A 25,231-nucleotide genomic window follows, 5' to 3' on the forward strand; every position below is an offset into this window, starting at 1 on the left:
ATGTAGGTGTTGACCAGGGCCTGCCCGTCCGTCCCGCCAGCGCGGGGGTGTTCCGCCTCGAAGCAACCGGGAGATCGACATGAACGTGTCCGTCCCGCCAGCGCGGGGGTGTTCCGTGACCGCCACCCTCGACGCGCCCGAGGCCGCGGTCCGTCCCGCCAGCGCGGGGGTGTTCCGTCGTAGCCGGAGGGGTTTCCGTCGAAGAGGTCGTCCGTCCCGCCAGCGCGGGGGTGTTCCGTGGACGCCCAGCGCTAGGGCGCATTCAGTGTTGTCCGTCCCGCCAGCGCGGGGGTGTTCCGGCACACGCCGCAGGAGAGCCCATCAGCCTCGCGTCCGTCCCGCCAGCGCGGGGGTGTTCCGACGGCGCGCAGTCCACGTCGCTGGCCTCGGCGGTCCGTCCCGCCAGCGCGGGGGTGTTCCGTCCTACAGGTTCTGGGGAGAGGTCTCCGCGTGGTCCGTCCCGCCAGCGCGGGGGTGTTCCGATGGAATCTGCCGCTTCCGTCGCATGGTGCTAGTCCGTCCCGCCAGCGCGGGGGTGTTCCGGCCACCTCCAGCGTGCGGGACTGGCACTCGATGTCCGTCCCGCCAGCGCGGGGGTGTTCCTCCACCGGGCGCACGACCCGTGCGCGGGGGAAGGTCCGTCCCGCCAGCGCGGGGGTGTTCCGGCCTCCTTCAGGCGGCGCATCGCGGCCACCTCGTCCGTCCCGCCAGCGCGGGGGTGTTCCGTAGCGACGCCCCGTCGGCGACCGGCCGACGGGGTCCGTCCCGCCAGCGCGGGGGTATTCCGCTGGACAAGAGCTTTTCCAGCGGCGGGCTGGAGTCCGTCCCGCCAGCGCGGGGGTGTTCCTCGGGGCAGCAGGCCGCGGGGTTGGGCGTGAGCGTCCGTCCCGCCAGCGCGGGGGTGTTCCGAGCGACCAGGACGCCAAGGGCGCCGACACCGAGTCCGTCCCGCCAGCGCGGGGGTGTTCCGAATGCCTGGACTTCGGGGCGTTCGAGGAGTCCGTCGGTCCCGCCAGCGCGGGGGTGTTCCGCTGTGATGACCCGCATCGAGATCAACCCGAACGTCCGTCCCGCCAGCGCGGGGGTGTTCCGTCGTCCGCCGCCTGACCTGCCCCCCGTGTGGCGTCCGTCCCGCCAGCGCGGGGGTGTTCCGTCGCGGCAACAGGCCAGCTTCGGAGCAATCCTGTCCGTCCCGCCAGCGCGGGGGTGTTCCGACGGGCACCATGCCGGTTCCCTCGCGCTGGCCGTCCGTCCCCCCAGCGTGGAAATGTTCCGGCGCTGAACGTTTCGGCATATTTACTGGCTTCGCCTTTTTCGACCGCCCAATTGGAACTGATACAGACAGTCCGTAAGCCGTCAGGCGCTGGAACGCGCATCGTGCAGTCCGGGGCTCCGGTCTACCAGCGTCTGATCAAACCAGCGCCCGCATCTTCGGCGGCGAACTACAGCCTGGCCGACTCGTCGTCCGTCGGCGAAGGGCGTGACCGGTGGATCTGGCCGCCGAGACGCAACTGGTGTGTGGCAAAGTTCGAGTAGCGCTTGAGCTGACGCGATGCCGTCTCTCTGCTGAAGGGACTGCCGGTCGAGTTGCGGAGCAGGGGGCCTGCCGTTTCGTCGGCGATCGCTTCACGTAGCACTGCCGCCGCACGCTCGCTGAAGGAGGCCGGGCCAGGGCCGCCCTTGGCCGGGAATTCCAAGTCCAGTGTCCGTGTGCTCAGGTCGACGTCGCGTACGTCGGCCGAGAGCAAGTCTGTGAAGCGCGCGGTCTCTTCCCAGAGAAGCAGCGCCATGGCCCGGATCGCCGGGGGAACTGTTCGATCGGCTTGGAGTCGGTCCAAGTCCTCAATGGTCGGCACCGAGCCTCTCGCGGCCAGGTCGCTTCGGTGGCCGCGGCCGGGCAGGGAGGCGCGGGCCCCGTCGGCGGCCTGCTGGTCATAGAGAAGCGCGCCGTCGGCGATGTTCCGGCCGACGGGTGCGACGCCCGCCAGTACGCGCCGGGCGTAGGAATCGCTCAGGCCCCAGGAGTTGGCGCACTGGCGAGCCGTGACGTGGGACATGGGCTCCTCCTTCGGAAGCGACCCTGTCCGACTTACGCACACCCAGTGCGTAAGTCCACTCTCTTCTGTAGCACCAAGCGGCGAGCGCGACGTCACCCGCGGATTTGCTGACCCGGCTCTTCCAGGCGCGGGTACTGCGCTGGTGGGGCGAGCCCCGGTTGGACGGGCTGCGGCGGTACGGGGTTCACCGACGGACGCTGGTTCGGAGTGGCCGTGGTCGCCTTCCGGGCGGAGCGTGGGAATTCGGTCGGGCCGTTGGGGGCTCCGTGCCGTTGGAGGAGCCTCTCGCGGTGGGCTTGGCGCTCGGCTTCGCGGCCGGCGCGACGGCGCTCGACCAACGTCGGAGTCCGTGTCATGGCCTCCGACGAGGCTGGCGGCTGGGCTTGTTCAGGTTGCGGACCGTCGGTGTCCGGGCGCAGGTGACCGCGCTCGGTGAGTGCTTCGGCGAGGTGGTCGCCGATGAGCGGGGCTCGCAAAGACGCGTCGTCCAGTTGGGCCGGGGCGGTGATCCACCCGGCACCCGTGCGGCGGGCGAGATCATCCACGACGCGTGCTTGCTCGGCGTCAGGAAGGGTCCGGAAGACGTCCGCCGCCAGCAGTCGGCGAGCCGTCTGGTCGGGACTCGTGGGGAAGGCATCACGCTGTTCGGGGTCGGCGGCGATCTGCTGGGCGGCTATGGCCGCCGCGTTGGCGTGCCAGTAGGCGGTGTGTCCCGCGCGTCCGGACTCGATGTAAGGCCCAACGGGCTGGTGGGAGTTGTCATCGGTGACTTGGTAGTGGTCCCGGTATGCCGCGACGGTGGCCAGGTGTCGCTGCCACAAGGCGTGGGCGGTCGGGTCTTGCGGAGCGGGACCAAGGTTTTCGGACCACCGTGGCCGGTTGGCGGCGGCGCGTTCGCCGAGTTCGCCGACGCGGTTGGCGATGAGTTGTGCGCTGTCGTCGAGGTAGGTGCGGTGGAGCGGCGGCATCCCGATTACGCCGGGCGCGGCGGTCCAAGGGGGCAGGCCGGCTCGGACCGTGGAGTCCGCTTCGTGACCGCCAAGCCGTGCTCGCCGCCGTACCGTCGTGAGCACGGTGGTGAGATCTGGGCCCGGCACATCCAGGAGTGTTTCCGCGGTGGTGCCGGAGGCTTCAGCGGCTTTGAGGGTCCATGCGAGCGTTCGCCAGGTCTCGGCTTCGCGTCCCGCCGCCGGGGCGGTGACGGCGGGCTCGGGGTTCCGGGCGAGGTGGCGGTTCAGGCGCCAGGCGAGGGTCAGGCTGATGTTGTCCGCGTCTGTGAGGGAGCGGCTGTCGGCGAGGTCGCGGAGCAGGTCGGCGGGTTCGTATCCGTGCTGTTCGGCTCGGCGGAGGGCGGCTGTCAGCGCGGGCCACTGTTGCTCGGCGCGGGCGCGGTGTGCGAGGTCGTCGCCGAGCGCACGATGGGCGGCGACCCGGTGGCGAAGGACGGCAGGTACGGGTTGCCGGTCGTCCGGCACCCCGTCCTCAACGAGTCGCGCGCGGGCGCTCACGGCCAGATCGGCGATCGGATCGCCGGTACCGGGCGGGGTCCGGCGTACGACGGCGTCGACGTCATGTCCGGCGTGCAGGGCGGCGGTCAAGGTTCCGGCCAAGTCCGGCCACGAAGGATGCGCTATGACCGTGTCGGCGGTCAAGCCCAGCTGCTCGGCCACCCGTTGCGCATAACGGTGGAGAACCTCATCAGCTACGTACGGATGCCCGCCGACGGTGGCACCTCCGGATGTCGTACGCAGCAAGTCCGGGATCTGCACAGCCGTCTCGGCAGTAAAACGCTCGGCGGAGATGCCGAGCAGGGCGGCGTACCGCTCGGCGTCCTGCTCGCTGGGCGGAGCCAGATGCGCGGTGGGTGCACGGTCGTCGGAGTGGTTGTTGACACGCCAGGCCAGGAGCTGAGCCGGGGAATCGGCTTGGGCAAGGTCGCCCTGGCGGGCTGCGGCGGCCAGGAGTTGCGCCTCCTGCCAGCCGCGCGTTCGCGCGGTGCGCAAGGCGCGCGTGACCGCGTTGAAAGCCGGGTCAGCGATCACCTGCTCGGCGAGTTCGGCGCCCAGGGAGTCGCGCACCAGCCGGGCGTAGTGGTCGCGGGTAAGGGTGTCGGCGGCGTGTTCGAACCGCGGTACGAGAGTCGCGAGGGAAGAGGCTTCTTCCTGGAGGGTGCGGATGGTTGCGGTGGCGGAGAGCTGTGCTCCTTCGCGGTGCAGGACGCGTTCCAGGACCTCGCGGGCGGCGAAGGTGTCCGGGTCGTGCCGGGTGGCGTCGAGTTGCTCGTCGGTGTCGAAGGGCAACAGGTCGTGCGTGACGGTGTAGAGGGTGGTGCGTTCCCTGGCGCGGGACAGGGAGACGTAGAGGTTCTCCCGGCTCATCTCCTCGGTGACCAAAGGGTGGGCGGTGTCCACGGTGGAGCCTTGGGAGCGCATGACGGTGGAGGCGTACAGGAGCTGTACGTGCTGTGCGACGTAGGCCGCGGGCAGGACGATACGACCGCCGTGGTCGAGGTGGCGCACCTTCAGCGATCCGTCGGCGCGGCGGGCCACGACCTGCCAGGCGTCGCCGTTCTTCACGAAGTCCCGGCCGCGGGCGGTGCCAAGCCTGCGGTCGTTCTCACGCGTGACGATCCAGTCCCCCGCCCCGGCGCGATTGCCCTCACGCAGCAGCGCACCGTCCGGTTCGACCTGGCCGGCCTCGACGCGGTCGGCACGGGCGCGTGCCGACATGGCGGTCACGTCGGTGCCGACGGCAGCGCTGATCAGGGTGGTCTTCCCCGCGAGCATGTCCGCCTTCCAGCCCTCGTACGCGGCCTCGACCATCGCCGTACGCGAGCCCCCGACCACCCTCTCCTCGCCGAGGTAGAAGTCCAGTCCGGCGTTGTCCCCGACGCGGATCCGGAGCGTGGCGTCGGCCTCGGCGGGATCGTTGAAACGGTGCAGGCTGGTGAGCTCAACCGCCCCGACGGCAGCAGCGATCTCGCGCAACGCTCCCCCGGACTCGACGGACGCGAGCTGCCGGAAATCACCCACCAGGCGTACGACCGCGCCCCTCTCGGCGGCGATGGCCATCAGGCGGTCAAGGTTGAAGGTGCCCGCCATCCCCGCCTCGTCCACCAGCACGACATCGCCCGGCCGCAGGACGAACGGCGCGCGGCTGCGGGGCACGGGCAGGCCGCGCCTGAGCCGGTTCGCGGCGGGCCCTTCGGTGTACTCCCACAGGAACTTGTGCAGGTTCTCCGCCTGCATGCCGAGGTCCTTGCCGAGGACGGCGGCAGAAGCGGCCGATGTCGCCAGCGGTACGACTCGCTGGCCTGCCTGGGCGGCGACGTGGACGTACGCCTGCATCGCGGTGGTCTTGCCCGAACCAGCGGGACCAAGGCCCACGACCACCATGCGGCGGTCGGTGGCGAACGCGGTCACCAGCGCCCGCTGACCGTCGTCCAGTACGCGGTGGCGGCCCTCGTAGCCGTCCAGCGCCGCCTTCGTGAACGGACCCGACAAACCCACCGCGGTTCCCGTCGTGGCCGCGGCCACCAGCCGGGCCTCGGCGGCCAGGACGGCTCGGCTGGTGTAGCGGATGCTGGCGTGTTGCTCGAAGACCGAGGTGCCGTCGGAGCGTCGCAGTTCTTCGGGCTCGACCAGCAGTGCGGGCGCGGAAACAGCCACGCTGTGGGCGGGCGATACCGCTGCGGCGAGGATCTGCTCGACAAGCCGACGGTGCTGTTCGGGGTCGCTGGTGGGGTGCTCGGAGCGGGCCAGTCGCTCGACCTGGGCGCGGACGTTCCATACGGTCCACGTCGCCCGCTCCTCGGCGACGGCAGCGATGACGCGCGCGGCAAGGGCCTCGGTATCTGTCTCCGGGGTCTCCCTTTCCGCGGCTCCGGCCACCGAATGGGGGGACGTAGGAACGGCAGCCATCAGTCGTTGAACAGCCTCGGCGCCGAAGGCGTCGGTAGCTGATTGGCGCCAGGCCGTACGCATCTCGGCGAGCGACCGGGCGGCCTTCTTGCCCTCGCGGGTGTCCAGATTGGCCTGCCGTGCCAGCTGATGCGCGACGCCTTTGGACGGATCACGGCCGTGCTCGGCGCGGTAGGTGTGCAGCAGTTGCTCGTAGCGCGCTTCGATCTCGGTACGCCGGGAGGAGAAGTGCGTAATGAATTCGCCGGGGACTCCGGTGATCTCCCGTACCGGTTCGCGCCCCGACGTGCTGGGCCGGTCGGTGAAGGTGACGCCGAGGCGAGCAGACAGCTCGACTTCGAACCGCGAATTGTAGAACTCGCTCGCCGCCACTGTCATCGCGTACAGCGCGCGGGCGTCCAGCGAGCGCCACTTCCCGTCGATGCCCTGGACCTTGCTGGAGACGGCGACGTGGGTGTGGAGGTTCGGGTCGCCGGCCCTGGAGTCGTAGTGATCGAAGGCCGCCGCGATCAGGCCCTTGGTCTCGATCTGGGCCTGGCCCGTACTGCCGGTCCGGGTGAACGCGGCATGCTCTTCCAGCAGCTCGAACGCCGCTTCACGAGCAGCTTCATGGGCCTGGCGCACGGCGGCCCGTACGCTCTCGCGCTCGTCCAGGGCCCACAGCACAGCCGCTGACTTGACCGGTGCGAAGACAATGTCGAAGCCAGCAACGGCGGCGCGCTGTCGGCCCGACTCCTCCTTCTGGATCTTCTTGACCTCAGCCTGTGTCGGCTCGCGCCGTACCTCCTTCGCGAGGTTCTCCAGACGCTGGTCGACACGTTGCTCGAACGGGGCCAGTGCCTCGTACTGAGGAAACGCGCGCCCCAGCTTCGCGGCGCCGATGGCGGTGGTCCGCACCGCTTCGAGCTGCTGATCACTCATGTCCGCGCGAACGTTGGCTGCCAGGTATGCCTCGATGATCCGGTCCGCCTCCGGGTGCTGGCCCAGGCCGAACAGGTGACGCATCTGGCTCTCGGTGACGGTCTGTTCGTGCAGGTCCAGCAGCGGGGCACCCCGGCCGATCCACTGTCCCGGAGGGTTCCCCTGGGCCGTGTAATAGTCGGCCGCCGACTGCCCCGCCTGACGCGGTACGTCGCCGCCCGCGACCTGCCGCGTCAGGTAGGTGTATCCCGTCCCGGACGTGAGCTTGTGGATGGTCATCATCGCGACGAACCCCCGCTCAGTGAATTCCATCCGGGTCGGCGAAGTGGCACTATTCGCGCTCCGTCGACTCGCTCCTCCCTGATCACGAGAGCACCTTAGCTCCGCGCAGCGGGCCATGCTCAGAATATCTGCAAGAGGTGTCTGGTTCTCTTCTCTCGGGCTGATCAGCACAGGTCAGATACTCTGGAGTCGATCATTGTCGAGTTTCTCCACTGCTTCATTTCTCAGCGCTTCTCACTGTTTCTTATATTCTCTCTACAGTCACCAGGAGGGGTTTATCACCTGGGATTCCTCCGTTATGGTGCAGCCATGAGTGGACGAATTTCCGCCACCCGCGCCACGGCGCTTCGGGCGGCACAACAGGCGAAAGCACGCCGAGACGCGGAGCGTCTGCGGCGTGAGGCGCAAGTGGAGTCGGTGCTCACCGACTTCTACGAGGAGACAGCCCGAGCGGAGCACATCCGAGCCACCGCCCGTCTCCGGGCGGAGAAACTGCTGGCCGACGCGGAGGTGGCCGCGACGGCGCCCGAAGAACAAGCACGCGCGGCCGTCGTCACCCTCCGCGACCTGGGCGAGACCCAACACCAGATCTCCGAACTAACCGGCCTGCCCCTGCCTGAAGTCCGCGCGCTGCTCCCCCGCCAGTCGGCTACTTCAGAATCGACAACGGCCTCCGCGCCGTAGCTGTGACCCAAAGCGTGACGGCTACCGCGGCGGGAAGCTCGACAGTCCCGTGGACCTAATCTCGACGTCGCGTCCGGTGGTGAGACGGGACCATGCTGGCCGGCTGCCGAGTGGACCGCCGCAGCGTGGGCAACGGAAGTCGGTCACGGCTGGTCCTCGGGGTGTTCGCGGGCGGATTTGAGGATGAGGTTCCAGACCGTGCGGGAGTACACCTTCTCCGTCTGATCCTGGAGCCCCGCGATCAGGACGGCGTTTTTGGCTCCTGGGTTCGCGGCGAGAGCGTTTCGGGCGAGCGTGAGCCGTTCGTCTCCCTGGTAGGGGTAGGCCAGTCCGCGGCGACCCTTGGGCCGTCCTCCGGCGTGGCCGCGGCCTTTGCGCTCGGCGACGTACTTCCACAATCGCCAGCGTTTCCACCTCGGGCGCCGGCGGGTGGGAAGTTCGTCCCAGCCGTCGGGTTCTGGCCAGCCTTCTGGTGGGTCATTGAGGTAGTGCGAGATGGCGGTGGAGTCGGCGAATCCGCAGACGCGCGCGGCTTCGGCTGGTCCGACTTCTTCGTCGGGGTCGCCGTCGAGCTTCGGCGGGTTCGTGGTGTTCGCGGCGGCGCGCTGGCGCTGGAGTTCGTGGTGCCACTTCGCCCACGCGTCGGCTTCCCAGTGCATGACGCCGTCGATGATCGCGGCGACGGGCGGGTGGCCGTTGTTCTCGCGGTCGCTCCATAGGTTCTGGAGCGTGGGCATGCTGATCGCGTGGACCTTGCGCAGGTCGGCCCGTGAGTAGAGCGTACGGCCGGGGTTGCTGGGCAGGGTCGTCTCCTGTTCCTGATCAGGCTCGTGATCGTCCGGTGGCGTCATCCCGTTTCCTCCGGTTCCCCCGCGCGGTGGTCGCCGTTCGAGCCGGGTAAGGACGAGCGTCCGTCGCGTAGCATGGTCTGGTCTTTCTGGTGAGAGACACCGACGGCCAGCGCCTTGTTGCCCATGTGCGCTGGCCGTCACTTCTTTGTCCGGGTGTCCCGGCTTTCGGGGTACGTCGAGTGTTCTGTTGGCGGCCGAGCCTGCTGGTTGCGCGCCACCAATGAATTAAACCACTTTTCTTCCGCTGGTGTTCTGAAGCCTGCGGATGTCTAGGCCGTGCTCGGATGACGTCGGGAGGACGTCGCAGTCGTGGTGCCCATTGCAACTCGCTGGCTCGTCGCGTCTGCGGTTACGGTTCATCGCCCTTGGGGCCGAGGACTCTCCACAGGGGATCGGCGAGGACGGTCTGTTCATCGGGGGCCTCAGAGAACCGGTGTCCGTAGGCGCGACGTATTGCGTGGCGGGCGTCTTGGTGGTGGTCGAGACACGGGTCGTAGGTCGATCGGGCGAGCACCTCGTAACCGTACTGAGTGAGCGTGTTGGCGATGAGCGTGCGGATTTTGACGCCGCTGAGGGTGTTGAGGGCGCCTGCCTCGGGGGTGGCGAGCAGCACGCGGATCAGTTCGGTCGCGCTGAGGCGTGGTTGAAGGTGGATGCTGATGCGGGCGACGCCGTCTTTGCTGGGCGTGGCGGCACCACGTCGACCCGGCGAGGTGCTTGGGTTCCGAGGCTTCTTCGTCTCGTACATGACGCACTGGGCTTTCCGTATTCGGTGTCGGTGTGGTCAGAGCGGGAGTTCGTCAGCACGGGCGGCGGCGCGAAATGCTCGCGCGGCCTCCTCGGCGGTGCGGCCGGGTTGAGCACTCCAGCGGTCGATCACGTCGCGATGTAGTTGTTTGGCGGCGGGGTTGTCGGCTTGGACGGGGTGACCTGCGAGATGTTCGGCCAGAGCGTGAAGGGCCTTGTCGCGGGCGAGCCGGATGCGCTCCCAGTCGTAGGTGCGCTGGCTGGTTCCTCGCCCGTTTCCCGCGGCGACTTCAATGGCCCCTCGTGGCCAACAGGCCAAGCTGGCGGTGCGACCGGGACCGGCGAAGAGGTGGCCGCCTTGGTGGATGCCGACGTGTTCGATGTGGCAGGCGGCCCATTCGAGGATCGCGGCCGGGGTGTCGGGGATGACGACGCTTTCGGGGCTGTAGCGGATTTTCATGGTGTCGTCCGGTTCGGGAAAGGGCGGCCCTCTCGGCGGCGCCGTTGATCTGCGGGTGACTGCGGGTTCCTGGTGCCTCCTTCATCCTTGTCGGACCCGGATGGGAGGCTTCGTCGCGTCCCAGGTCTACGGAGAGGCGGCGGCTGTCATGTGGAGTGGGAAGGATGTTTGGCAGCTTCGCCGGGCGGAAGAGGTCGTCGGCGAGATTGTCATCGAGGAGAGCGACTTTCCCTGGCTGTCCGGGCGCTTCGTCGCGGCGGAGGGCTTCGTCGAGGTGAAGTCGCTGTTCGACCGTGAGTTGGTGCTGCTCGAAGCGGAGGATCTGGAGGAGTGGGATGCGGTGGTCGGCGAGATCTGCGAGAGGCTTCAGTTGGTTGGCCCCGCTGGCCCGGTCGCGGAGTTCTTGCTGCACATCGACGGTGAGCGGGCCTGGTTCCGGTGGAGCGACGAGCCGTTCGAGTGACCACTGGCCTGCCGCTGCCGGTAAAACGAGTACCCCTCTGGTGAGGGTCTTTCGCTGTTCACGAAGGCCGGGGACCGCGGTGGACTCGGCCTGCACCACCGGGCGCGGGTCGTGAGGGACGATCGGCCCGCAGGCCGTCGCGCCCTGCGCGACGGCAGGGGCTGCCGCGCCCCCGCGGGGCGCGTCCTTTGGGCCGCCGAGTGGCCTGCCGGTCCGGAGGTGTTGCCCTCCCCCGGACCGGGGTTCAACCACGGGTCGATCAGGTCCGGGACTGCCCGGATCCCCGTTCCTGGGCGGCCCGGATGATCTCCGCTCGCAGGGCATTACCGTCCGCCCCGATCAGGGACCAGCCCTCGGGGAATCCGCGCTGGATCTCGGCGAACGCGTCGGCGTGCATGGTGGTCAAGGTGTCGTCCTGCGGCGTCAGTTCGTGGGGGAACATCGCCTGCACAGTGCGGCCTGCGGCCGGAACTCCGAGCGTCCAGAACCATACGAGCAGGTTGTGGCCCCACGGGCCGACGACGACACCGGGGCGGCTTGAGAGTTGTCGGGCCTCGCGCCAGGGGCGCGCGGTGACGAGTGATCCGGCCTGGTGGTCGGCGACGGTGGTCATGTCGATCCTTCGTGGTGAGAGGTCCGCCGGGGCCGGTCGGCCCCGACGGGAGTGCCGTTCGGGGTGTTGCCCTCCCCTCACGGAATAGTTAATTACGCCATGTTCTACTGGTTACTTCAACCAGTCGTGGCGACTTCGCGGCGGGACTCGGCGAACCTGGCGACGGCGTAGGCGATGGCGCGGCCGGTTTCGATGGCCCGGACGGCGGACCCGTGCACGGGCGGCTTCTTGTCCTCGGTGAGGATGCCCGCGAGCGGGGGCATCACGGCCGGTCCGGGGGTGATTCCGAGGATGAGGGCGGCGACGTGGGCGGCGGACGCGACTTCGGCCGCACGCTGGCCTGGCATCGGGGCGTCCTCCTCGGCGACGCGCCGCCATGCGTGGCCGTACAGCAGGATGCGTACGGCGTTGTCCGGGGCCTCGCGGCTGAAGTCGAATCCGCCGGACTGCTCGGGGTCCTCGCGGTAGGCGTCCCGATACTGGGTGGCCAGAACATCCCGGATGACCTCTGCGGCGAGCGGGGCGGCGGCGGGCGGCTGGTAGTCGTCGCCGTCCGTCTGGCTGATGTCGAACACGGGACCGGCCTTGAAGCCGGAGACCTTCCGGCCTTCCTCGGTGCCGGTTCCGCCCGGCACCACCGACTCACCATCGGCAGTCGTGGCGCCCTGTCCGTCTTCGGACCGCCGCTTGATCGGCGTCCAGATGCGGAGAGAGGTGGATCCCTTGGCGGGGTAGCGTCCGACCTTCCGCCAGTCTCCCGAGCTGAGTACGCGGGTGGCGTTCGGGCACTGGGCGGCTATGGCGATGGAGTTGACGGGGCTCCGGTCGGTCAGGGTCGCGGCCATGCGCATGACCATTGCCCAGAATTCCTCGCTGACGACCATCGTGTCGTACGCGCGGTCCATGACCGCTTCGAGGTCGCCGCGCATCTTCGCGCTGTAGGCGCGGCGCTCTTCGTCGGTCATCTTCGATTGGCGGGGCATATTGCAGTCCTCCGGGTGAGAGATCGAATTCCGGGGCCTTCCGACTTCCGGAGTGTCGTTCGGGGTGTTGCCCTCCCCTCCGACATGCATAATTAAATCATGTTCTATGGTGTTCGACAACCCTTTTAGGTCCAGGGCGTTCCCTCCCCGCGACGTGCCGCCCAGTACGCGGACATGACGTGGTCTTCAATCTCGGTCCAGCGTTCAAGGACGTCCGGGGCGGCGTTCTGGTCGCGGGCCGCGCGTTTGGCCCTGCGCCACTCGATGGCGATGGTGAGCGTGTGGAGTTGAGATCTGGTCAGCAACCATCGACCGGTATCGGGAAGTTCGCCATTGCAGACCATCACTACGGCGTTATTGACGTGCTCGGTGCTCGACCAGATGTTTTCGGTCGCCTGAAGCGCAAGCGCTCGCCTGAGCGTGCAGCGCAGGTGCGCGGCTTGAATCTTGGACTCGGGCGTGATGGGGAATATGTCAGCGCTCATCGGCTGGTCTCTCGTCGCTCTGGATTCGGTGGCGCACTGCGCGCAGTGCGCCACCGAATTAGGTCAGGATGAGGAGACGTGCTCCTCTTCGGGCTGGCCGCGCTCATCTGCGGGCGTCTGAAGGTCGGGCAGGAACCGACTCACGGCGAGCAGAACCGTATCGACAACGACCCTGGGCGCGTCATAGACCGAGATGTCGATCACGTGTCCGTCAATTCTGACCTGCACCTCCCCCGGCTCCAGGTTCATGGAGATCTGGGCTTTGGTTCCCTCTATCCTCGTTCGGGATCCGGGAAGCCATTCGGTGATGTCGCGGGCCGCTTCTTTGACGTCTCGGCGCGTCTTGGTTCCGCTTCGGTTGTGCCGCTTGACGCGTTCGTGAACTCCTCGATGCCGGGGAATCAGTTCGTCCGAGATCAACGCCGCGATGGCCGCAGGGTCCTGGTCCATGGCGACACGAACGCTGTCACGCTCACCCTTGCGGAACGGGTAATCCGTGGCGGGGAATGCACCCCTGACGTGCATGTGTCCGGGGTCGTCCCAGCTCTCGGAGAGGTGCAACTGTCGGCCGTCGACGTGAGTGAGGGTGGCGACGTGGCGCAGTTCCGTGACGCCGACATAGCCCGACTGCGGTAGCCAGACCCCTCCAAGCGCAAGAGCGATCGGATACACGAGGTCCGCGACGGTGGGTCGCTGTTCCATTTCCATCTCCTGGTGAGAGGTTCCTCCGGGCCCGTTCGCCCCGAGGTTCGTCGGTTGGGGTTGCCCTCCCCTTCCGACGTAAGTAATTAAATCATGTTCTAGAGTGCTGATCAACCCTGGAAGCTCCCCTGACCTGCGCTTTCCCTGTCGACTACACCCGCACCATTCGGCCCGGTCCGACCGCAACGGGCCTGTGCGGGGTTCCCTCCTCGGTCGGACAGCTCTGCCGGACCGGAGTTCCGGGCGCGGTGTCCGGGCTCGTGAGGAACGAACGACCGCGCAGCGGCCCGGCCTGGATACCGTGTGCGGGTTTCTGGTACGCCCTACGGGTGTCCGACCGAGGACGGAACCCCGCCCCACCACCCCAACCACACCCAACCCGCACCCGAACGACCTCCCCATCCCCCTCCGAGAAAGGACCCGCCGGAGGCACGAATGCTCTAGGGCTCGGGGCCAAACGAGAAGCGCCCGCGCACGGTTCGGATGGGTACGTGCGGCATGCGGTGTATCGCGCGGAGCGCGACGGACGGTGCCGCCGTGCTCGCAGAGCACGTCCTTCGGCCCGGCGGCCGGACGGAGCGGGAGGGCCGCCCGCGGGCCGGACGGTTCGGCCGGTGCGAGCCGGGCCAGGTTGAGCCGTCCCGGAGGGACGTCCTTTGCGCTGACGGCCGGCATTCGAGCGGGCCGCCGACGGGCGGGAAGTACCACGGCGGTGGGCGGAACGTGGCAAGGGCGGCTCGATGCCGTCCGCACCACGGCCCGGCGCTGAGGGTCCGGCCGGACGGAGATCTGCGTCCCCGCCCGGCCGGTTTCTCAGGCTGCTAGCGGCTGGTGCTCGGTGACGCGGCATCGGGCCAGTACGGTCTGTGCGGTCTCGCCGTAGATGCTGTGGTCCTTGACCGTGCCGGTCACCTCGACTTCGTCGCCCGTGTCGGGGACGGTCGCGGCGCTGCTGAACCACAAGTAGACGTTGCCCGTCTCGTCCTGGAATTTCACCAGTCGGCGCCGTTGCGGCTGGGTGCCGTAGGTGCGGCTTTCGAGTTCGATCACGCTGGTGACGGTGGCGGTCGTGCTGATGCGCTCGCCCACCGTGCCCTGGGGCTTGGAGTGTTGGGCGGCCCGTTCGCTGGCGTCCTTTTCCTGGTCGCGGTGCCATCCCGCGATGGCGGAGACCAACGTCGGGAGGTGGCGGGGGTCGACGGTCTCGCCCTTGGCCAACTGGCCCACCTTGTGGCGGTAGTCGGAGAGGCTGCCGTGTCCCCGGACCGCCCATTCCCGTACGGCGACAGCGGTGCTCGGTGCGTCGGGCTCGGCGTCGACGGCAGCCCGCCACTCCACGGGGGCCTTGCGGTCGAAGAAGTACGCCTCGACCAGATCGGCGGTCGGCATGATGGTGTGCCACTGCTCGGACCGACTATAGAAGCGACCCTCCTGCGTGACGATCGCGGCGGTCACCCGCAACACCTCGGCGACCGGCACCCTGAGATCGGCCGGGATACCGCCTTCTTCACCGTCCCAGTCGGAGTCCTTCAGCGTGCCGAAACGCCACAGCGCCTCAAGGCCCTTGACCGGAAGACCGGTGTACGGCTCCACGCACGTCGAGCCCAACTGCCGGAACTCACCGTTCTCGTGGCGGGCGAGGTAGGTGGCGGTGCGGTGCCGGGCGATCTTGCAGCCGTGGCAGACGTTCTCGACCGCGCGGTAGCCGCGTACGGCTTCGGCGTCCTTTTCGGGCAGTCCGGGGAAGAGGCTGAGCAGTGTCTCCCCCTCCTGGTCGTGGTCCAGTCGGGCCACGACGGTCCAGCCCCGGTGGCGGGGGATGTCTCCGGAGATCGTGACGGTGACGGTCGGGCGCTGGCCGATCAGGCGGCCGTCCGCGTCGTGGTAGTCGGCCAGGAACGGCGCGGATATGTCGAGCGAGTACGAGTTGAGGCGGTGGACGGCGGCGCGGGCGTTGGTGGCCCCGACAAGCTGACGGACGCGGGATGCGGCCGTGGCGGGGACGGAAAAGCGCATGGCTGCGCTGGTCATCGTGCGTGCTCCTGCTGGTGAGAGAGGAATCGGACGCCCGGCTGGGCGGGTTGCCCTCCGCGTACGGCCGGGGGTGGGGGCGCGGGCGGCCCCGGTGTCGGAGGGATGTTGCCCTGCCCCTCCGTGATGCTCAATTACGCCATGTTGTGTGCTGTGGGTGGGCACCCCGGTCGGGGGCGGGCGGTCCCCCGCCCCCGACGCGGGTCAGCCGTACCCGTCAGGCGGCGGATTCGAGGCCGCTCGTCGGATCGTCGTCCTCGGACTCCGGCCCGTCCGTGTCTTCGTCGGACCCCGGCTCCAAGTCGGCCTCCGGCTCGCCCCCATTGGTGATCGCGGCGGGCTTCTTCTTTGCCGGGTCGTACGGTTCGTCGTCCATAACGGACTGCTCAATAGGCGTGAGCGGGTATCCGAGCGATTCGAGGATCTTGAACCACTGACCGGTGGGCTTCCGGGTCCACGGGGCATGCTGGCTGTCGGTCCGCCACGCCGCCCGCGTGGCGGACCTCTCGCGGACGGCGGCGATGGCGGCGAACTGGAGTTGCGGGGCGCGGCGGGGGTCCTTGGCGATGTGTCCGGCGAACCTGCTCCGGTCCTTGGCCTGTTCGGCGTTCAACCCGAGGAATGCCGCCAGGATTTCGGTGGTGGGTTGCTTGTTCAGGTCGTCGGAGACCCCCCATGTGCCGCTGACAAGCGCCTCGTTGACGTGGCCGATCAGGGCGTTGGTGATGTTCTTCGTGAGGGTGCGGCGCTTGACCAGGTCCGTGATCCACTTCCGGCGCAGCGACTCGGCTGCGTCCCAGTCGAGGTTGCCCTTCTTCACGGCGGCACGGGCGGCCCGCTCGGCGTCCTGCTCGGCGGTGGACTTCGTACCGGCGCTGCCGGTCCTGGCCCCCTCGGGCACCGTGTGCCCGTACAGTCCTGGGGCAGTGCAGTAGGGGGTGTACCGGTCGCCTCGCTGCTCGTCGAACACCCATACCTGGCCCTGGCAGTCGGCGTGTTCCTCGGCCCTTACGTCGCGCAGTCGCCAGACGGGTATCGCGCGCTCGGACAGTTCCTCGGCGCTTCTGATCGGCCGCCCGGCCGCCTCCAGCTCGGCGCGGTGCTCCTCGGCCTTGACCCGCTTGTCGCGCTTGGTCCGCTCGACAGCAACGGCCCAGTCGACGTCCCTGGTGTCGGCGTCGTCCTCTGCGGCGGCCTCGGTGATCGCGGCCAGCGCTTCGGGGTCATCGGCGAACTCCGTGAGCGCGGCCAGGTGTTCGAACGTCCACTCGTAGTCGCCCGCCTCCGTGACGGCGGCGCTCAGCGCCTCGTCGGAGCGGACCTTGACCAGGGTCTTCACGTCCTTCTGGCGGACGCCCGCCGCCTTGGCGATGCGGCTCACCTGCGCGCCGACCTCGGCCGCGCTGAACATCGCGGCGTTCATCTCCGACGGGCTCAAGCCCTTCCGGTGGTGGGCGGTCGTGATCATGTCGAGGAACTGTCCGGCCTCGTCGCGGTCGTCGTCCTCCCACTCGTACGGCAGATGGGTCAGTCCCGCGTCCGTCGCCCCGAAGTAGCGGCGGTTGCCGTCGTTGACCTGGACGACTCCCCCGTCAATCCGCTGGATCTTGACCGGGATGCGGCACCCCTCTTCCCGGAGTGATTCCACGAACGGCGCGTTGATGTCGAGGTCTTCGCGGGCGTTCTTCGGGTGCGGGGTCAGCGCGTCGATCCGGATCACCGGACGGGGGGTGACCGGTACGGTCTCCAGCCCTGCGGCGACGGCGGCGGCCAGCCGCTGGAACCCGTCGATGATCTGCGGCACGTCGCCGTGGGTGCGCACGACGTACAGCGGCTCCCGTATGCCGTTCTCCTTCACGTCCGCCAGCACGTCGGCCGGAACGTCAACGTCGCGAATGTTGCCGGGGTGCGCGGTGAGTTCGGCGACGGCGAGGGTCGGCCACTGGACAGGAGGAGCCTGGGTGATGGTCATCGTTCGTCTTCTTCCTGGTGAGAGAGATGCCGCCGGGGCCGGTCGACCCCGGCGGCGGCGTCGGTCAGGGGTGTTGCCCTCCCATTCCCGGCACGTTTAATTAAATCATGTTTTTGCTGATGGGACAAGACCCATTGGCGTGACCCGCGCCCGCCGAACAGAGGGCTGCTGCCGCGCGTATCGTCGCGGCGGCCTCGCCGGTGGTCCGCTCGGGCGCGTCCCCCCAGCACCACAGCAGAGTGCGGCGGTAGGCATCTTCGGTGAGCCGGAGCTTCCGCCAGCGGACGGCGGGCACGGGGCGGCCGCTGACGTGGTCGCTGAGCACCACGAGGGAGTCGGCAAGGGCCCGGTGGAAGATGTCCCACGGTTCGCCGCGTACGGACCAGTGCGGCCGGGCGGCACGTACGCCTCGTTCCCATGCGTGCAGCACGGTGCACGGGGCGGTCTCCCCCGTCCGGCCGGGCTGCCAAAGGTGGTCGCCCCGATAAAGGCCGACGCGTTCGATGTGGTCTGCGGCAGCGGCGAGGATGCGGGCCGGAGTGGCGGGGGCTTTACGGCGGGGCATGATCGGACTCCTGTCGAAGTGGTCGAGGCGGAGCCGAGGCGGCGGGCAGCCGCCCCGAGCTGCTGGCGTGATTACGGCGCGATCGATCCGGCCGAGGTGGGACCGATCCGCTTCCCGCCGATGTCCGCGCGGCTCCCCGCGACCCAACCGGCTCCGTATCCCGTGCCGGTCATGGTCGTCCTGCCACCCGTGCGGGCACGGGGATACGCCTGCCGGTAGTTCTGCTCCACGACGGACTTACGATCCGCGAGGACTAGCGCGGCGCTTCGGCCGGTGGCGGTGGTCTCACCGCCGGCCTGCTCGCGTGCGCCGCGTTCGGCCTCCTCGATCCGGTTGCCGACACGGTTGATGAAGCCGAGCAGCCACGACCGACGCCATGCGCGCGCACCGTCGCCCATCGGCACCGTCTGAGCGGCGAGACCACCGTTCATCTGGAGCAGAAGGGAGGTGTAGAGCAGTTCCGCGCGCTGGAGATCGCTGGCATATCCGAAGACGTGGACACGGCGGGAAGGACCGTTGCCGTCGCGGCCCAGGTGGATGAGCTGGCAACCGAGCGCGAGCGCGATGCGGTTGATCAGCCGCACACGCTCCATGGCCCACGGGTTGTCCAGGACGATCATCCGGTCGGCAGGGGCGTCGCTGGCCGGATCGGCGTCATTCAGCATCGCCTGTTCGACGCCGTACTTCGCCATCATCTCGAAGGCCCGTTTCCGGGCCAGCTCGGCTTCCGCCTCGGGCGTACGGGGATCCTCCGCCTTGGCGAGCAGAGCCCGGATGGTTTCGAGCTTCAAGGGCTTCGTGGTGCTCACGTTCATTCTCCTGGCGAGAGAGATTCACGGCGGCCGGTCGGCCTACCGGTGCCGGTCGGGGGTTGCCCTCCCCTTCCGATATCGCTAATTAAATCATGTTCTGAAGTACGATTCAAGCCCTGGCCTGCGACTTCCTTCCCCAGTCCACCAGGCGCGGCTCGGCCGGGTCCTGGCCGCAACGGGCCTGGGCGGGGTTCCCTCCTCGGTCGGACAGCTCCGCCGGACCGGGGTTCCGGGCGTGGTGTCCGGGCTCGTGAGGAACGAACGACCGCGAAGCGGCCCGGCCTGGATACCGTGTCCGGGTTCCTGGTACGCCCCACGGGTGACCGACCGAGGAAGGAACCCCGCCCCACAACCTTCACCACGACGGTGCCGCACCCGAACGACGAGGCCCCACCCCTCCGAGAAAGGACCCGCCGGAGGCACAGAAAGCCCTGAGGTCAACCCGCGCCGCACACAACTGCTGGTGACGGCGGGTTGGGTCAAGCAAGCCCGACCAGCTCCTGGCCGGCGACGATGCGCCGTGCTCAGCGGCGGTGCCAGCGGCCATGTGCGCCCGGTCGGCTACTCGCCAGTGACGCCGTCGGTGGCCTCGCGGATCCATGCCGTCGCAGCGCTAGTGCCCCAACTGGGTATCGTCCGCCCAATACTCGACCAGCATGTCTGTGGGCCAACTCGGCGCACCCACCGGTCCACGGGGGCCCATCTCGGCGAAGTACGGAGCGAGGTCGAAGACGGGGCTGCCGTCGATGGCGTCAAGGTCGGCCACGTGCAGGTCCAATCCGTCGACCTTGAGCAGCCGCGGGAACGACTGGGCGAGTTGGTTGGGGCGCCGGTGGTTTCGGTGGACGAAGGTACCGCTGGGCGGCCACTCCGGGTTGTTCCGGGGACTGCGCGCGTGGAGTGCGACGTCGTCAGGAGAGGCTCGGTGAAAGTGCCAGACGACCAGGAGGTGGGAGAACTGCTCGATGCCCTGGAGCACTTCTGCGGGGAGGTCGGGGTTGAGCCGGATGATGGCCGTGCCGGCCCAATGGTCGTCCGTCAACTCGATGCGCCCGCCGATCACGGTGCCGATCGACGTGATCTCCAACGAAAACGGCTGGGTCATACGGCCTCGTCCCGCTCGGTGCAGCGTCAAGTCCGTGTGCTCGTCGCCGTGGAGCGGAGGATCTGCGACACGGCACTCGATCGTATTCCACGGACGTGGAGGGGCCAGGCGGTAGGTGCGTCGGATGCGAGAGCGTTTTCATCTCTGACATGTAGATCGATAGCGACCTCGAACCAGACGATCTTGCCGGAGGGACACGGTGTGACGTCCCAGTCCGCGGCCAGAGCCTCCACTAGTTGCAGCCCTCGCCCGGACTCGTCCTCCGTTCCGGCCTGCCGACGCTGCGGCAGATCGTCCGCGCAGTCGGTTACTTCGACCCGTACGCGGTTCCGTGTCCACCGGACGCATACCGCACACGGTGCGCGGGAGTACGTGACGGCGTTGGCGATAACCTCGTCGGCGAGCAGCGCCAGGTCGGCCAAGACGCTCTCAGTGACCGAGACGCTCGAACGACGCACCACATCCACTACCTGTCGACGAGCCTCTACGACACCTTGGGCCGTGGGCAACACCCTGAAGTCGCAAGGTTCAGGATCGCCCTTGAAATTGGGCATGTGAGTCTCACTCCGCTTCCTGTCCCCGCCCCTTTCGGCGGGCCTCCATAGCTTGTGGCCCGGACCGGGCTCTGCATCCGCCAGCGCTGCCGCTATCGCCGCGAACAACTCATCGGCGAAGACAAAGGCTTGGCCCGAAGCAGGCGTGGTGAGCCAGTAGGGGCCTGGCGGCGCAGAGCGATCCGCAGGCGGGAGAGGAAGACTTTCCGCCGGACTGTGTACACAGATGCCGGGAATATTCCGGCCAGTTACAGATCCGGTTGGCACAAAAAAGTACAGCGCCTTTTCAGCGGGGCTCACCAGCACCGGGCCCGGTCTGCGCAGCCTCCTGAGCACAGCGAGACCGATAAACCTGGCAACACGTATAGCGTCTCGGGCTTTCGTGGTGCGCCGGGGCATCGTCGCCTCTCCCGCACGTCGTGGCGACGTGCACTTCAAGGTTGGGGGAGGCGGTGACGCATCGCCCGGACTCTCAGTCCGGTTGGACCTTCAGTCCGGGTCGGAGAACGTCTACAGGCCTGTCAGGCCCTGGGAGCCGAAGTGATCCATTCGACTGTCTTCTCGGTGTCGGTGAGATCGGGCAGGACTCGCGGAGCGCCGGCGTTGCGCAGGTCCTGCTCCGTGCTTCGGCCGGTGGCAACGGCGATGACCGGCACGTTGACGGCCAGGGCCGCTTGGACATCGGCTGGAGTGTCGCCCAGCAGGACGATGTCGGCGGGCGAGACGGTACGGCCGAAGTGCTCGGTGGCGCGTCGCATGGCGATACGTACGAGGTCAGGACGCTCGTCCGCGTCCTCTCCGTAGGCGCCGATCTCCCAGACGATGTGCTGGTCGAGGCCGAAGGTGACCAGTTTGACCTCCGACACAGGCCGGATGTTTCCGCTCACCACCGTCTGGACGACACCGGGTACGTCCGCGAGGCGGTCGAGAAGAGTGGCGGCTCCAGCGAGCGCGTGCCCCCGCGCGCGCAGCTCTGCCGCGTGCGCGATGTGCGCGTCCGCCAGCGCCTCGGCGAAGCGTTCGAAATCGCTCCTGTCCGTGACCAGGCCGTGCAGTTTCGCGGTTTCCCGGAAGATGACGGGCTCGGTAATGCCGTCGATCTTCGCCTGCTCGCGCATCTCCAGTCCGGTCGCACGCCGGAAAGCCTGGGCGGACAGCTCACGTCCCACTCCCCGGGTGTCCATGAGCGTGTGATCGATGTCCCACAGCACGATCCGCTCAAAAAGCATCTGCACAAACCTCCTTGAGGCCCCGCCTCCGTTGGTCACGCGATCGTGGCGAGCCGCGTACGCCCAGACCTTACGGGTCTACCCTCGGTACACCGCACCACGGAGCGAAGGAGCGGCCACCGTGGAACCAGATCGACTCATCGGGCAGCGCATCCGCGAGCACCGCGACAGACAGGGCCGGAATCAGAGTGTCGTGGCCGGCCTGTGCGGAATCAGCGAGGACTATCTGTCCCGAATCGAGCGGGGCAGGAAGACGCCCACCCTGCCGGTCCTGATGGCCATCGCCCGTGAGTTGCGTGTTCCCGTAGCCGTTCTCCTTGGTGATACTTCGGGTCCTGAGACGACCTCACACGAGTCGTTCATCGAGCAGGACGTCGCTCACGCTCTGCTGGGGTATGCCGACGGCCACAACCGACCGTTGCTGTCGCCCAGCGCGTTACGCGAGGCGGTAGAGGGCGTCTGGCGCACCTGGCAGACGAGCAAGACGCGGTTCACCGACGCCTCTGCCGTACTGCCCAGTCTGATCACCGACGTGGAGAACGCGGTTCGCTTTCACCGGACGGGCACGGATATTGAAGCAAAGCGCGAAGTTTTGCGGTGCGCCGCGGATCTCTACTTCCTCCTTCGGTCCTACTGCCGCCGTACTGGTCGCGGTGACCTCTCGTTGATGGTTGCCGATCGCGGCATGCGGGCCGCGGAAGACGCCGATGATCCCCTACGAATCGCCGCCGCCCAATGGAACCTGGGCCACATATTGCTGGGCACCGATGAGCCGGAAGCCGCTGCCGAGGTGGCAGCGCGCGGCATCGAGCGGCTCGTCAGGACCCCACAAGCGGATACTGCCGCGATGGTCGGCGCTCTTCACCTCGTGGCCGTTGTCGCGGACTGCCGACGCAAGAACTTCTGGGCCGCTCGGGACAGGCTTCGCGAGCAGGCGGCACCGCAGGGTGAGCGCGTAGGCGATGGCAACGTCCTCCACACCGTTTTCGGCCCGACGAATGTGGCGCTGCACGCGGTCTCCCTCGACATGGAGGCCGGTGAATCAAGCGCCGCCCTAAATCTGGCCGACAGCATCGACACCAACGGCCTCCCCCTGGAACGCCAGTTCACCTTCCAGCTTGAGGTCGCCCGTTGTTGGGACCTCCGCAAGGAAGACGCCGCCGTGCTGGTGCACCTGCTGGACCTCGAAGAGTTGGCGCCGGAGGATCTCGCGCGAAGCCCGCTGGCCAGGCAGATGATCACCGATCTACGCAAGCGCGTCCGGGCGACCTACCGGAAGCAGGTTGTCGGACTCGCCGACCGGGTCGGGGTTCACTGACTCCGGACTGCTAGTCCACCCGGACCAGCAGTCCGGGTAGAGCCTCTGACCCGGCCCTAGCATCCATGGCACGTCGTTGTGGACGCGGTGGGAGGGGCGACAACCATGCGCAGGAGTAACTCGATCGCACGAGAATCTTCGTACGTCACTGCCCTACCCGCCGGAGAGATCACACAAGAGCGTCGGCATGTCCGCGCCTAGGAGAAATCCAGGCAGCCGGGTTCGCTGAGCAACTCGAATTCGCGACCGGCACTCTCTTTCGAGTGGATTTCCATCCAACGCGGCGTTTCCTGCGCATGGCACCCACGAAACCAGGTGCCCCGAACACGAAGTGCCCTGCTCGTACTAACGGAGAAAACCATCAACCAGGTTCCCAACTCTACGGTCATGACCGCCGCCGACAATGGTCGTCGGCAACCCGCGCCCTGGAGTACGCCGGGGATATGGACGATCGCCACGGTCAACGGCTTTGCGGCATCGGGCTATCTGCCTGAGTGGGCTGAGGACGATCCCAGTGAGGTCGACGTTCCCATGGACGCGCTCCCGATGCGGCTCACGGAGATCGGCCACCGCGTCCTGTACGACGGCCAGATGGTGGACATCGCGACCGTGCCGTCCGTACAAGAGGTTGAGGAGGAAGCCGTCTTCGAAGCCGCCATCGACTGCAACCCATATAGTCCGGACCCCGTCCAGCGCGAACCGGTCGTCAACATCCACATCGTTCCCGGACGGTGGATTCCCGGCCTCGATCCCGCGGGCGTTGCTGCTGTAGCTGCGAAGCTCCACGCTCAAGCCGACCTCCTCACTGCCGTGGTGCGCCCCGCACTCATCGCCGCCCGTGAGGACTGGTCCGCCCACCATCCCGGCAGGAGCTGAGCACCTTGCCGAAACCCACGGTTACACCGAGAGGAAATCCCCGTATGGACGGCGTTCCCGACATGACGCCCAAGATCGACCATGCCCCCGAGGCGGAGCAGCGATTGCGCGAGGCGTTGGTGCAGCAGCTCGTCGAGCTCGGTGCGGCGCGCAGCCCGAGGGTGATGGATGCCTTCCGCACCGTCCGTCGGCACTTGGCCACCCCGGATGCGGACATGGCCAGGACTTACCAGGCTGAAGTCGCGACGGTGACCAAGACGGACGAGTACGGAGTGGACGTCAGCTCGGTGTCCGCTCCGCGCGTCCAGGCCATGCAGATCGAGCAGGCCGATATCGAACCGGGCATGACCGTGCTGGAGATCGGCTCCAGCGGTCCGAACGCGGCCTATCTCGCGGAGATGGTCGGTGAGAGCGGCCGGGTCGTCACCATGGACATCGATCCGGAGGTGACGGACCGTGCCACGGCGTTCCTGAAGGCCACCGGCTACCGGAACGTCACAGTCGTCACTGCGGATGCGGAGCACGGAGCGCCGGACCACGCGCCGTTCGACCGGATCGTCGTCACCGTCCAGGCCGCGGACGTCCCGCCGGCCTGGATCGAGCAGCTCCGCGAAGGCGGACGTCTCGTCGTGCCGCTGCGGATGCGCGGCATGACGCGCACCGTCCCCTTCGTACGCGACGGCGACCACCTCGTCAGCGATGGCTTCGAGTTGTGCGGATTCGTACCCATGCAGGGCGTCGGAGAGAACCGGGTCCGCCTGGCGGTTCTTCATGACGAGCACGGCGAAGAGGTCGGTCTGCGGCTGGACGGGCATCCCGAACCGGACACCGCCGCTCTCGCCAAAGCCCTGGCGACGCCCCGGACCACCGATTGGTCGGGGGTGACCCTGGCGGGTGACGAGTCCAACGAGCACCTGGATCTTTGGCTGACGACCGCACTCGACAACCTCCCGCTGCTGGCCGCGAAGCCTGAGGCGCGTGCGCGCGGCCTCGTTGCCTCGGCCTCGCCTCTCGGCATTCCCACGCTCGTCGACGGTGGAAGTTTCGCCTATCGAACGGTGCGCGCCACGGACGTCGAGGACCGCTACGAGCTGGGCGCGGTCGGGCACGGGCCGCAGGGCCGGCAGCTCGCCGAGCGGCTGGTCGAGGAGATCCGCGCCTGGGATCGGGACCACCGCGGCGACCGGGCGCACATTGAGGTCTACCCGGCGGGTACGCCGGACGACCGGCTTCCCGCCGGCGGTCGCCGCGTCGAGCGGCGGCACTCGCGGGTCACGATCACCTGGCCGTAGCCCGTAGAGCAACGGCCAGGCAGCACATCCCTACAACCTCAATGAGGAGAGCGAGATGGCACCGCAGATCACTCACGCGTCCGGCACCGTCCTCAAGGCGGCGACCGATTTCCGCGCCGACGGCGGGGACTTCGACTTGAACATCGAGACGATCGACTCGGCCCCGGTCCTCGGCTCGTTGCTGAACGACACCAGCGACAACTGCACGTCCACGTGCAACTCCGCCTGCTCGAACAGCACCTGCATCGGCGGCTGATCCGGCCGAAGGCCAACCCCGCGGTTGACAAAGCATCGGGGCGAGCGAGCCCG

22 protein-coding genes and 1 CRISPR repeat array (1 of these 23 running past the window's edge) are annotated in these 25,231 nt (G+C 68.1%); of the genes, 6 read left to right on the top strand and 16 right to left on the bottom strand.

What is annotated here, in order from left to right; genetic code table 11:
- Window positions 1-1,275: a CRISPR direct-repeat array (repeat unit 28 nt; unit sequence GTCCGTCCCGCCAGCGCGGGGGTGTTCC) (it extends 96 nt beyond the left edge of the window).
- A 167-nt stretch (window positions 1,276-1,442) separates the two neighbouring features.
- Together ACFY9V_RS06850 and mobF are read right to left on the bottom strand one after the other, a co-directional pair.
- Complete coding sequence (locus tag ACFY9V_RS06850; RefSeq protein ID WP_391159867.1) at window positions 1,443-2,057, bottom strand: hypothetical protein; 615 nt, start codon at window positions 2,055-2,057, stop codon at window positions 1,443-1,445.
- Between the two features lie 92 nt (window positions 2,058-2,149).
- Window positions 2,150-7,210, bottom strand: a complete 5,061-nt coding sequence (mobF, locus tag ACFY9V_RS06855; RefSeq protein ID WP_391159869.1) for a MobF family relaxase — start codon at window positions 7,208-7,210, stop codon at window positions 2,150-2,152.
- A gap of 279 nt (window positions 7,211-7,489) precedes the next feature.
- On the opposite strand from mobF, the gene ACFY9V_RS06860 reads away from it, so the two are divergent.
- Window positions 7,490-7,864, top strand: a complete 375-nt coding sequence (locus ACFY9V_RS06860; RefSeq protein ID WP_391159871.1) for a hypothetical protein — start codon at window positions 7,490-7,492, stop codon at window positions 7,862-7,864.
- Window positions 7,865-8,007: 143 nt separating this feature from the next.
- Here ACFY9V_RS06860 and ACFY9V_RS06865 read toward each other — a convergent pair whose 3' ends face one another.
- The 3 genes from ACFY9V_RS06865 to ACFY9V_RS06875 all read right to left on the bottom strand — a co-directional run bounded on the left by ACFY9V_RS06865 (window position 8,008) and on the right by ACFY9V_RS06875 (window position 9,922).
- On the bottom strand, window positions 8,008-8,715 hold the full coding sequence (locus ACFY9V_RS06865) for a hypothetical protein (RefSeq protein WP_391159873.1): 708 nt from the start codon (window positions 8,713-8,715) through the stop codon (window positions 8,008-8,010).
- Between the two features lie 349 nt (window positions 8,716-9,064).
- Window positions 9,065-9,463: a DUF6181 family protein gene (locus ACFY9V_RS06870; RefSeq protein WP_391159875.1), complete on the bottom strand. Its 399-nt coding sequence runs from the start codon at window positions 9,461-9,463 to the stop codon at window positions 9,065-9,067.
- A 36-nt stretch (window positions 9,464-9,499) separates the two neighbouring features.
- On the bottom strand, window positions 9,500-9,922 hold the full coding sequence (locus ACFY9V_RS06875) for a DUF6197 family protein (RefSeq protein ID WP_391159877.1): 423 nt from the start codon (window positions 9,920-9,922) through the stop codon (window positions 9,500-9,502).
- 148 nt (window positions 9,923-10,070) lie between these two features.
- Between ACFY9V_RS06875 and ACFY9V_RS06880 the strand changes: the two genes are divergently transcribed.
- Window positions 10,071-10,385: a hypothetical protein gene (locus ACFY9V_RS06880; RefSeq protein WP_391160584.1), complete on the top strand. Its 315-nt coding sequence runs from the start codon at window positions 10,071-10,073 to the stop codon at window positions 10,383-10,385.
- 259 nt (window positions 10,386-10,644) lie between these two features.
- Here ACFY9V_RS06880 and ACFY9V_RS06885 read toward each other — a convergent pair whose 3' ends face one another.
- From ACFY9V_RS06885 to ACFY9V_RS06935, 11 genes are all read right to left on the bottom strand, one after another.
- Window positions 10,645-10,998: a DUF6409 family protein gene (locus ACFY9V_RS06885; RefSeq protein WP_391159879.1), complete on the bottom strand. Its 354-nt coding sequence runs from the start codon at window positions 10,996-10,998 to the stop codon at window positions 10,645-10,647.
- 116 nt (window positions 10,999-11,114) lie between these two features.
- Window positions 11,115-11,981, bottom strand: a complete 867-nt coding sequence (locus ACFY9V_RS06890) for a hypothetical protein (RefSeq protein ID WP_391159881.1) — start codon at window positions 11,979-11,981, stop codon at window positions 11,115-11,117.
- 125 nt (window positions 11,982-12,106) lie between these two features.
- Window positions 12,107-12,466, bottom strand: a complete 360-nt coding sequence (locus ACFY9V_RS06895) for a hypothetical protein (protein WP_391159883.1) — start codon at window positions 12,464-12,466, stop codon at window positions 12,107-12,109.
- 63 nt (window positions 12,467-12,529) lie between these two features.
- Window positions 12,530-13,168: a hypothetical protein gene (locus ACFY9V_RS06900; protein WP_391159885.1), complete on the bottom strand. Its 639-nt coding sequence runs from the start codon at window positions 13,166-13,168 to the stop codon at window positions 12,530-12,532.
- Window positions 13,169-13,981: 813 nt separating this feature from the next.
- Window positions 13,982-15,199, bottom strand: a complete 1,218-nt coding sequence (locus ACFY9V_RS06905; protein WP_391159888.1) for a hypothetical protein — start codon at window positions 15,197-15,199, stop codon at window positions 13,982-13,984.
- A 217-nt stretch (window positions 15,200-15,416) separates the two neighbouring features.
- Window positions 15,417-17,171, bottom strand: coding sequence for a ParB N-terminal domain-containing protein (locus ACFY9V_RS06910; protein ID WP_391159889.1), 1,755 nt, complete (start codon window positions 17,169-17,171; stop codon window positions 15,417-15,419).
- A gap of 100 nt (window positions 17,172-17,271) precedes the next feature.
- Window positions 17,272-17,736, bottom strand: a complete 465-nt coding sequence (locus ACFY9V_RS06915) for a DUF6197 family protein (protein WP_391159891.1) — start codon at window positions 17,734-17,736, stop codon at window positions 17,272-17,274.
- 71 nt (window positions 17,737-17,807) lie between these two features.
- Entirely contained in the window at window positions 17,808-18,545 is a 738-nt protein-coding gene (locus ACFY9V_RS06920; RefSeq protein ID WP_391159893.1) for a DUF2786 domain-containing protein, read from the bottom strand.
- A 616-nt stretch (window positions 18,546-19,161) separates the two neighbouring features.
- A complete protein-coding gene (locus tag ACFY9V_RS06925; RefSeq protein ID WP_391159894.1) occupies window positions 19,162-19,653 on the bottom strand; it encodes a TrmO family methyltransferase in 492 nt (163 codons plus the stop codon).
- 26 nt (window positions 19,654-19,679) lie between these two features.
- Window positions 19,680-20,606 (bottom strand): ATP-binding protein, encoded by a 927-nt coding sequence (locus ACFY9V_RS06930; RefSeq protein ID WP_391159896.1) that lies wholly within the window; start codon window positions 20,604-20,606, stop codon window positions 19,680-19,682.
- Between the two features lie 122 nt (window positions 20,607-20,728).
- The gene (locus ACFY9V_RS06935; RefSeq protein WP_391160585.1) at window positions 20,729-21,436 is read right to left on the bottom strand and encodes a haloacid dehalogenase-like hydrolase; all 708 of its coding nucleotides are present in this window, start codon (window positions 21,434-21,436) and stop codon (window positions 20,729-20,731) included.
- Window positions 21,437-21,557: 121 nt separating this feature from the next.
- Here ACFY9V_RS06935 and ACFY9V_RS06940 point away from each other — a divergent pair, with 121 nt between their 5' ends.
- The 4 genes from ACFY9V_RS06940 to ACFY9V_RS06955 all read left to right on the top strand — a co-directional run bounded on the left by ACFY9V_RS06940 (window position 21,558) and on the right by ACFY9V_RS06955 (window position 25,178).
- Complete coding sequence (locus ACFY9V_RS06940) at window positions 21,558-22,754, top strand: helix-turn-helix domain-containing protein (protein ID WP_391159900.1); 1,197 nt, start codon at window positions 21,558-21,560, stop codon at window positions 22,752-22,754.
- A 387-nt stretch (window positions 22,755-23,141) separates the two neighbouring features.
- Window positions 23,142-23,630, top strand: coding sequence for a DUF6907 domain-containing protein (locus ACFY9V_RS06945; RefSeq protein ID WP_391159901.1), 489 nt, complete (start codon window positions 23,142-23,144; stop codon window positions 23,628-23,630).
- Window positions 23,631-23,674: 44 nt separating this feature from the next.
- The gene (fxlM, locus tag ACFY9V_RS06950) at window positions 23,675-24,922 is read left to right on the top strand and encodes a methyltransferase, FxLD system (RefSeq protein WP_391159904.1); all 1,248 of its coding nucleotides are present in this window, start codon (window positions 23,675-23,677) and stop codon (window positions 24,920-24,922) included.
- Window positions 24,923-24,977: 55 nt separating this feature from the next.
- Complete coding sequence (locus tag ACFY9V_RS06955; RefSeq protein ID WP_391159905.1) at window positions 24,978-25,178, top strand: FxLD family lanthipeptide; 201 nt, start codon at window positions 24,978-24,980, stop codon at window positions 25,176-25,178.
- Window positions 25,179-25,231: the final 53 nt, after the last annotated feature.

Source organism: Streptomyces sp. NPDC008317, assembly GCF_042955955.1.
Classification (GTDB): domain Bacteria; phylum Actinomycetota; class Actinomycetes; order Streptomycetales; family Streptomycetaceae; genus Actinacidiphila.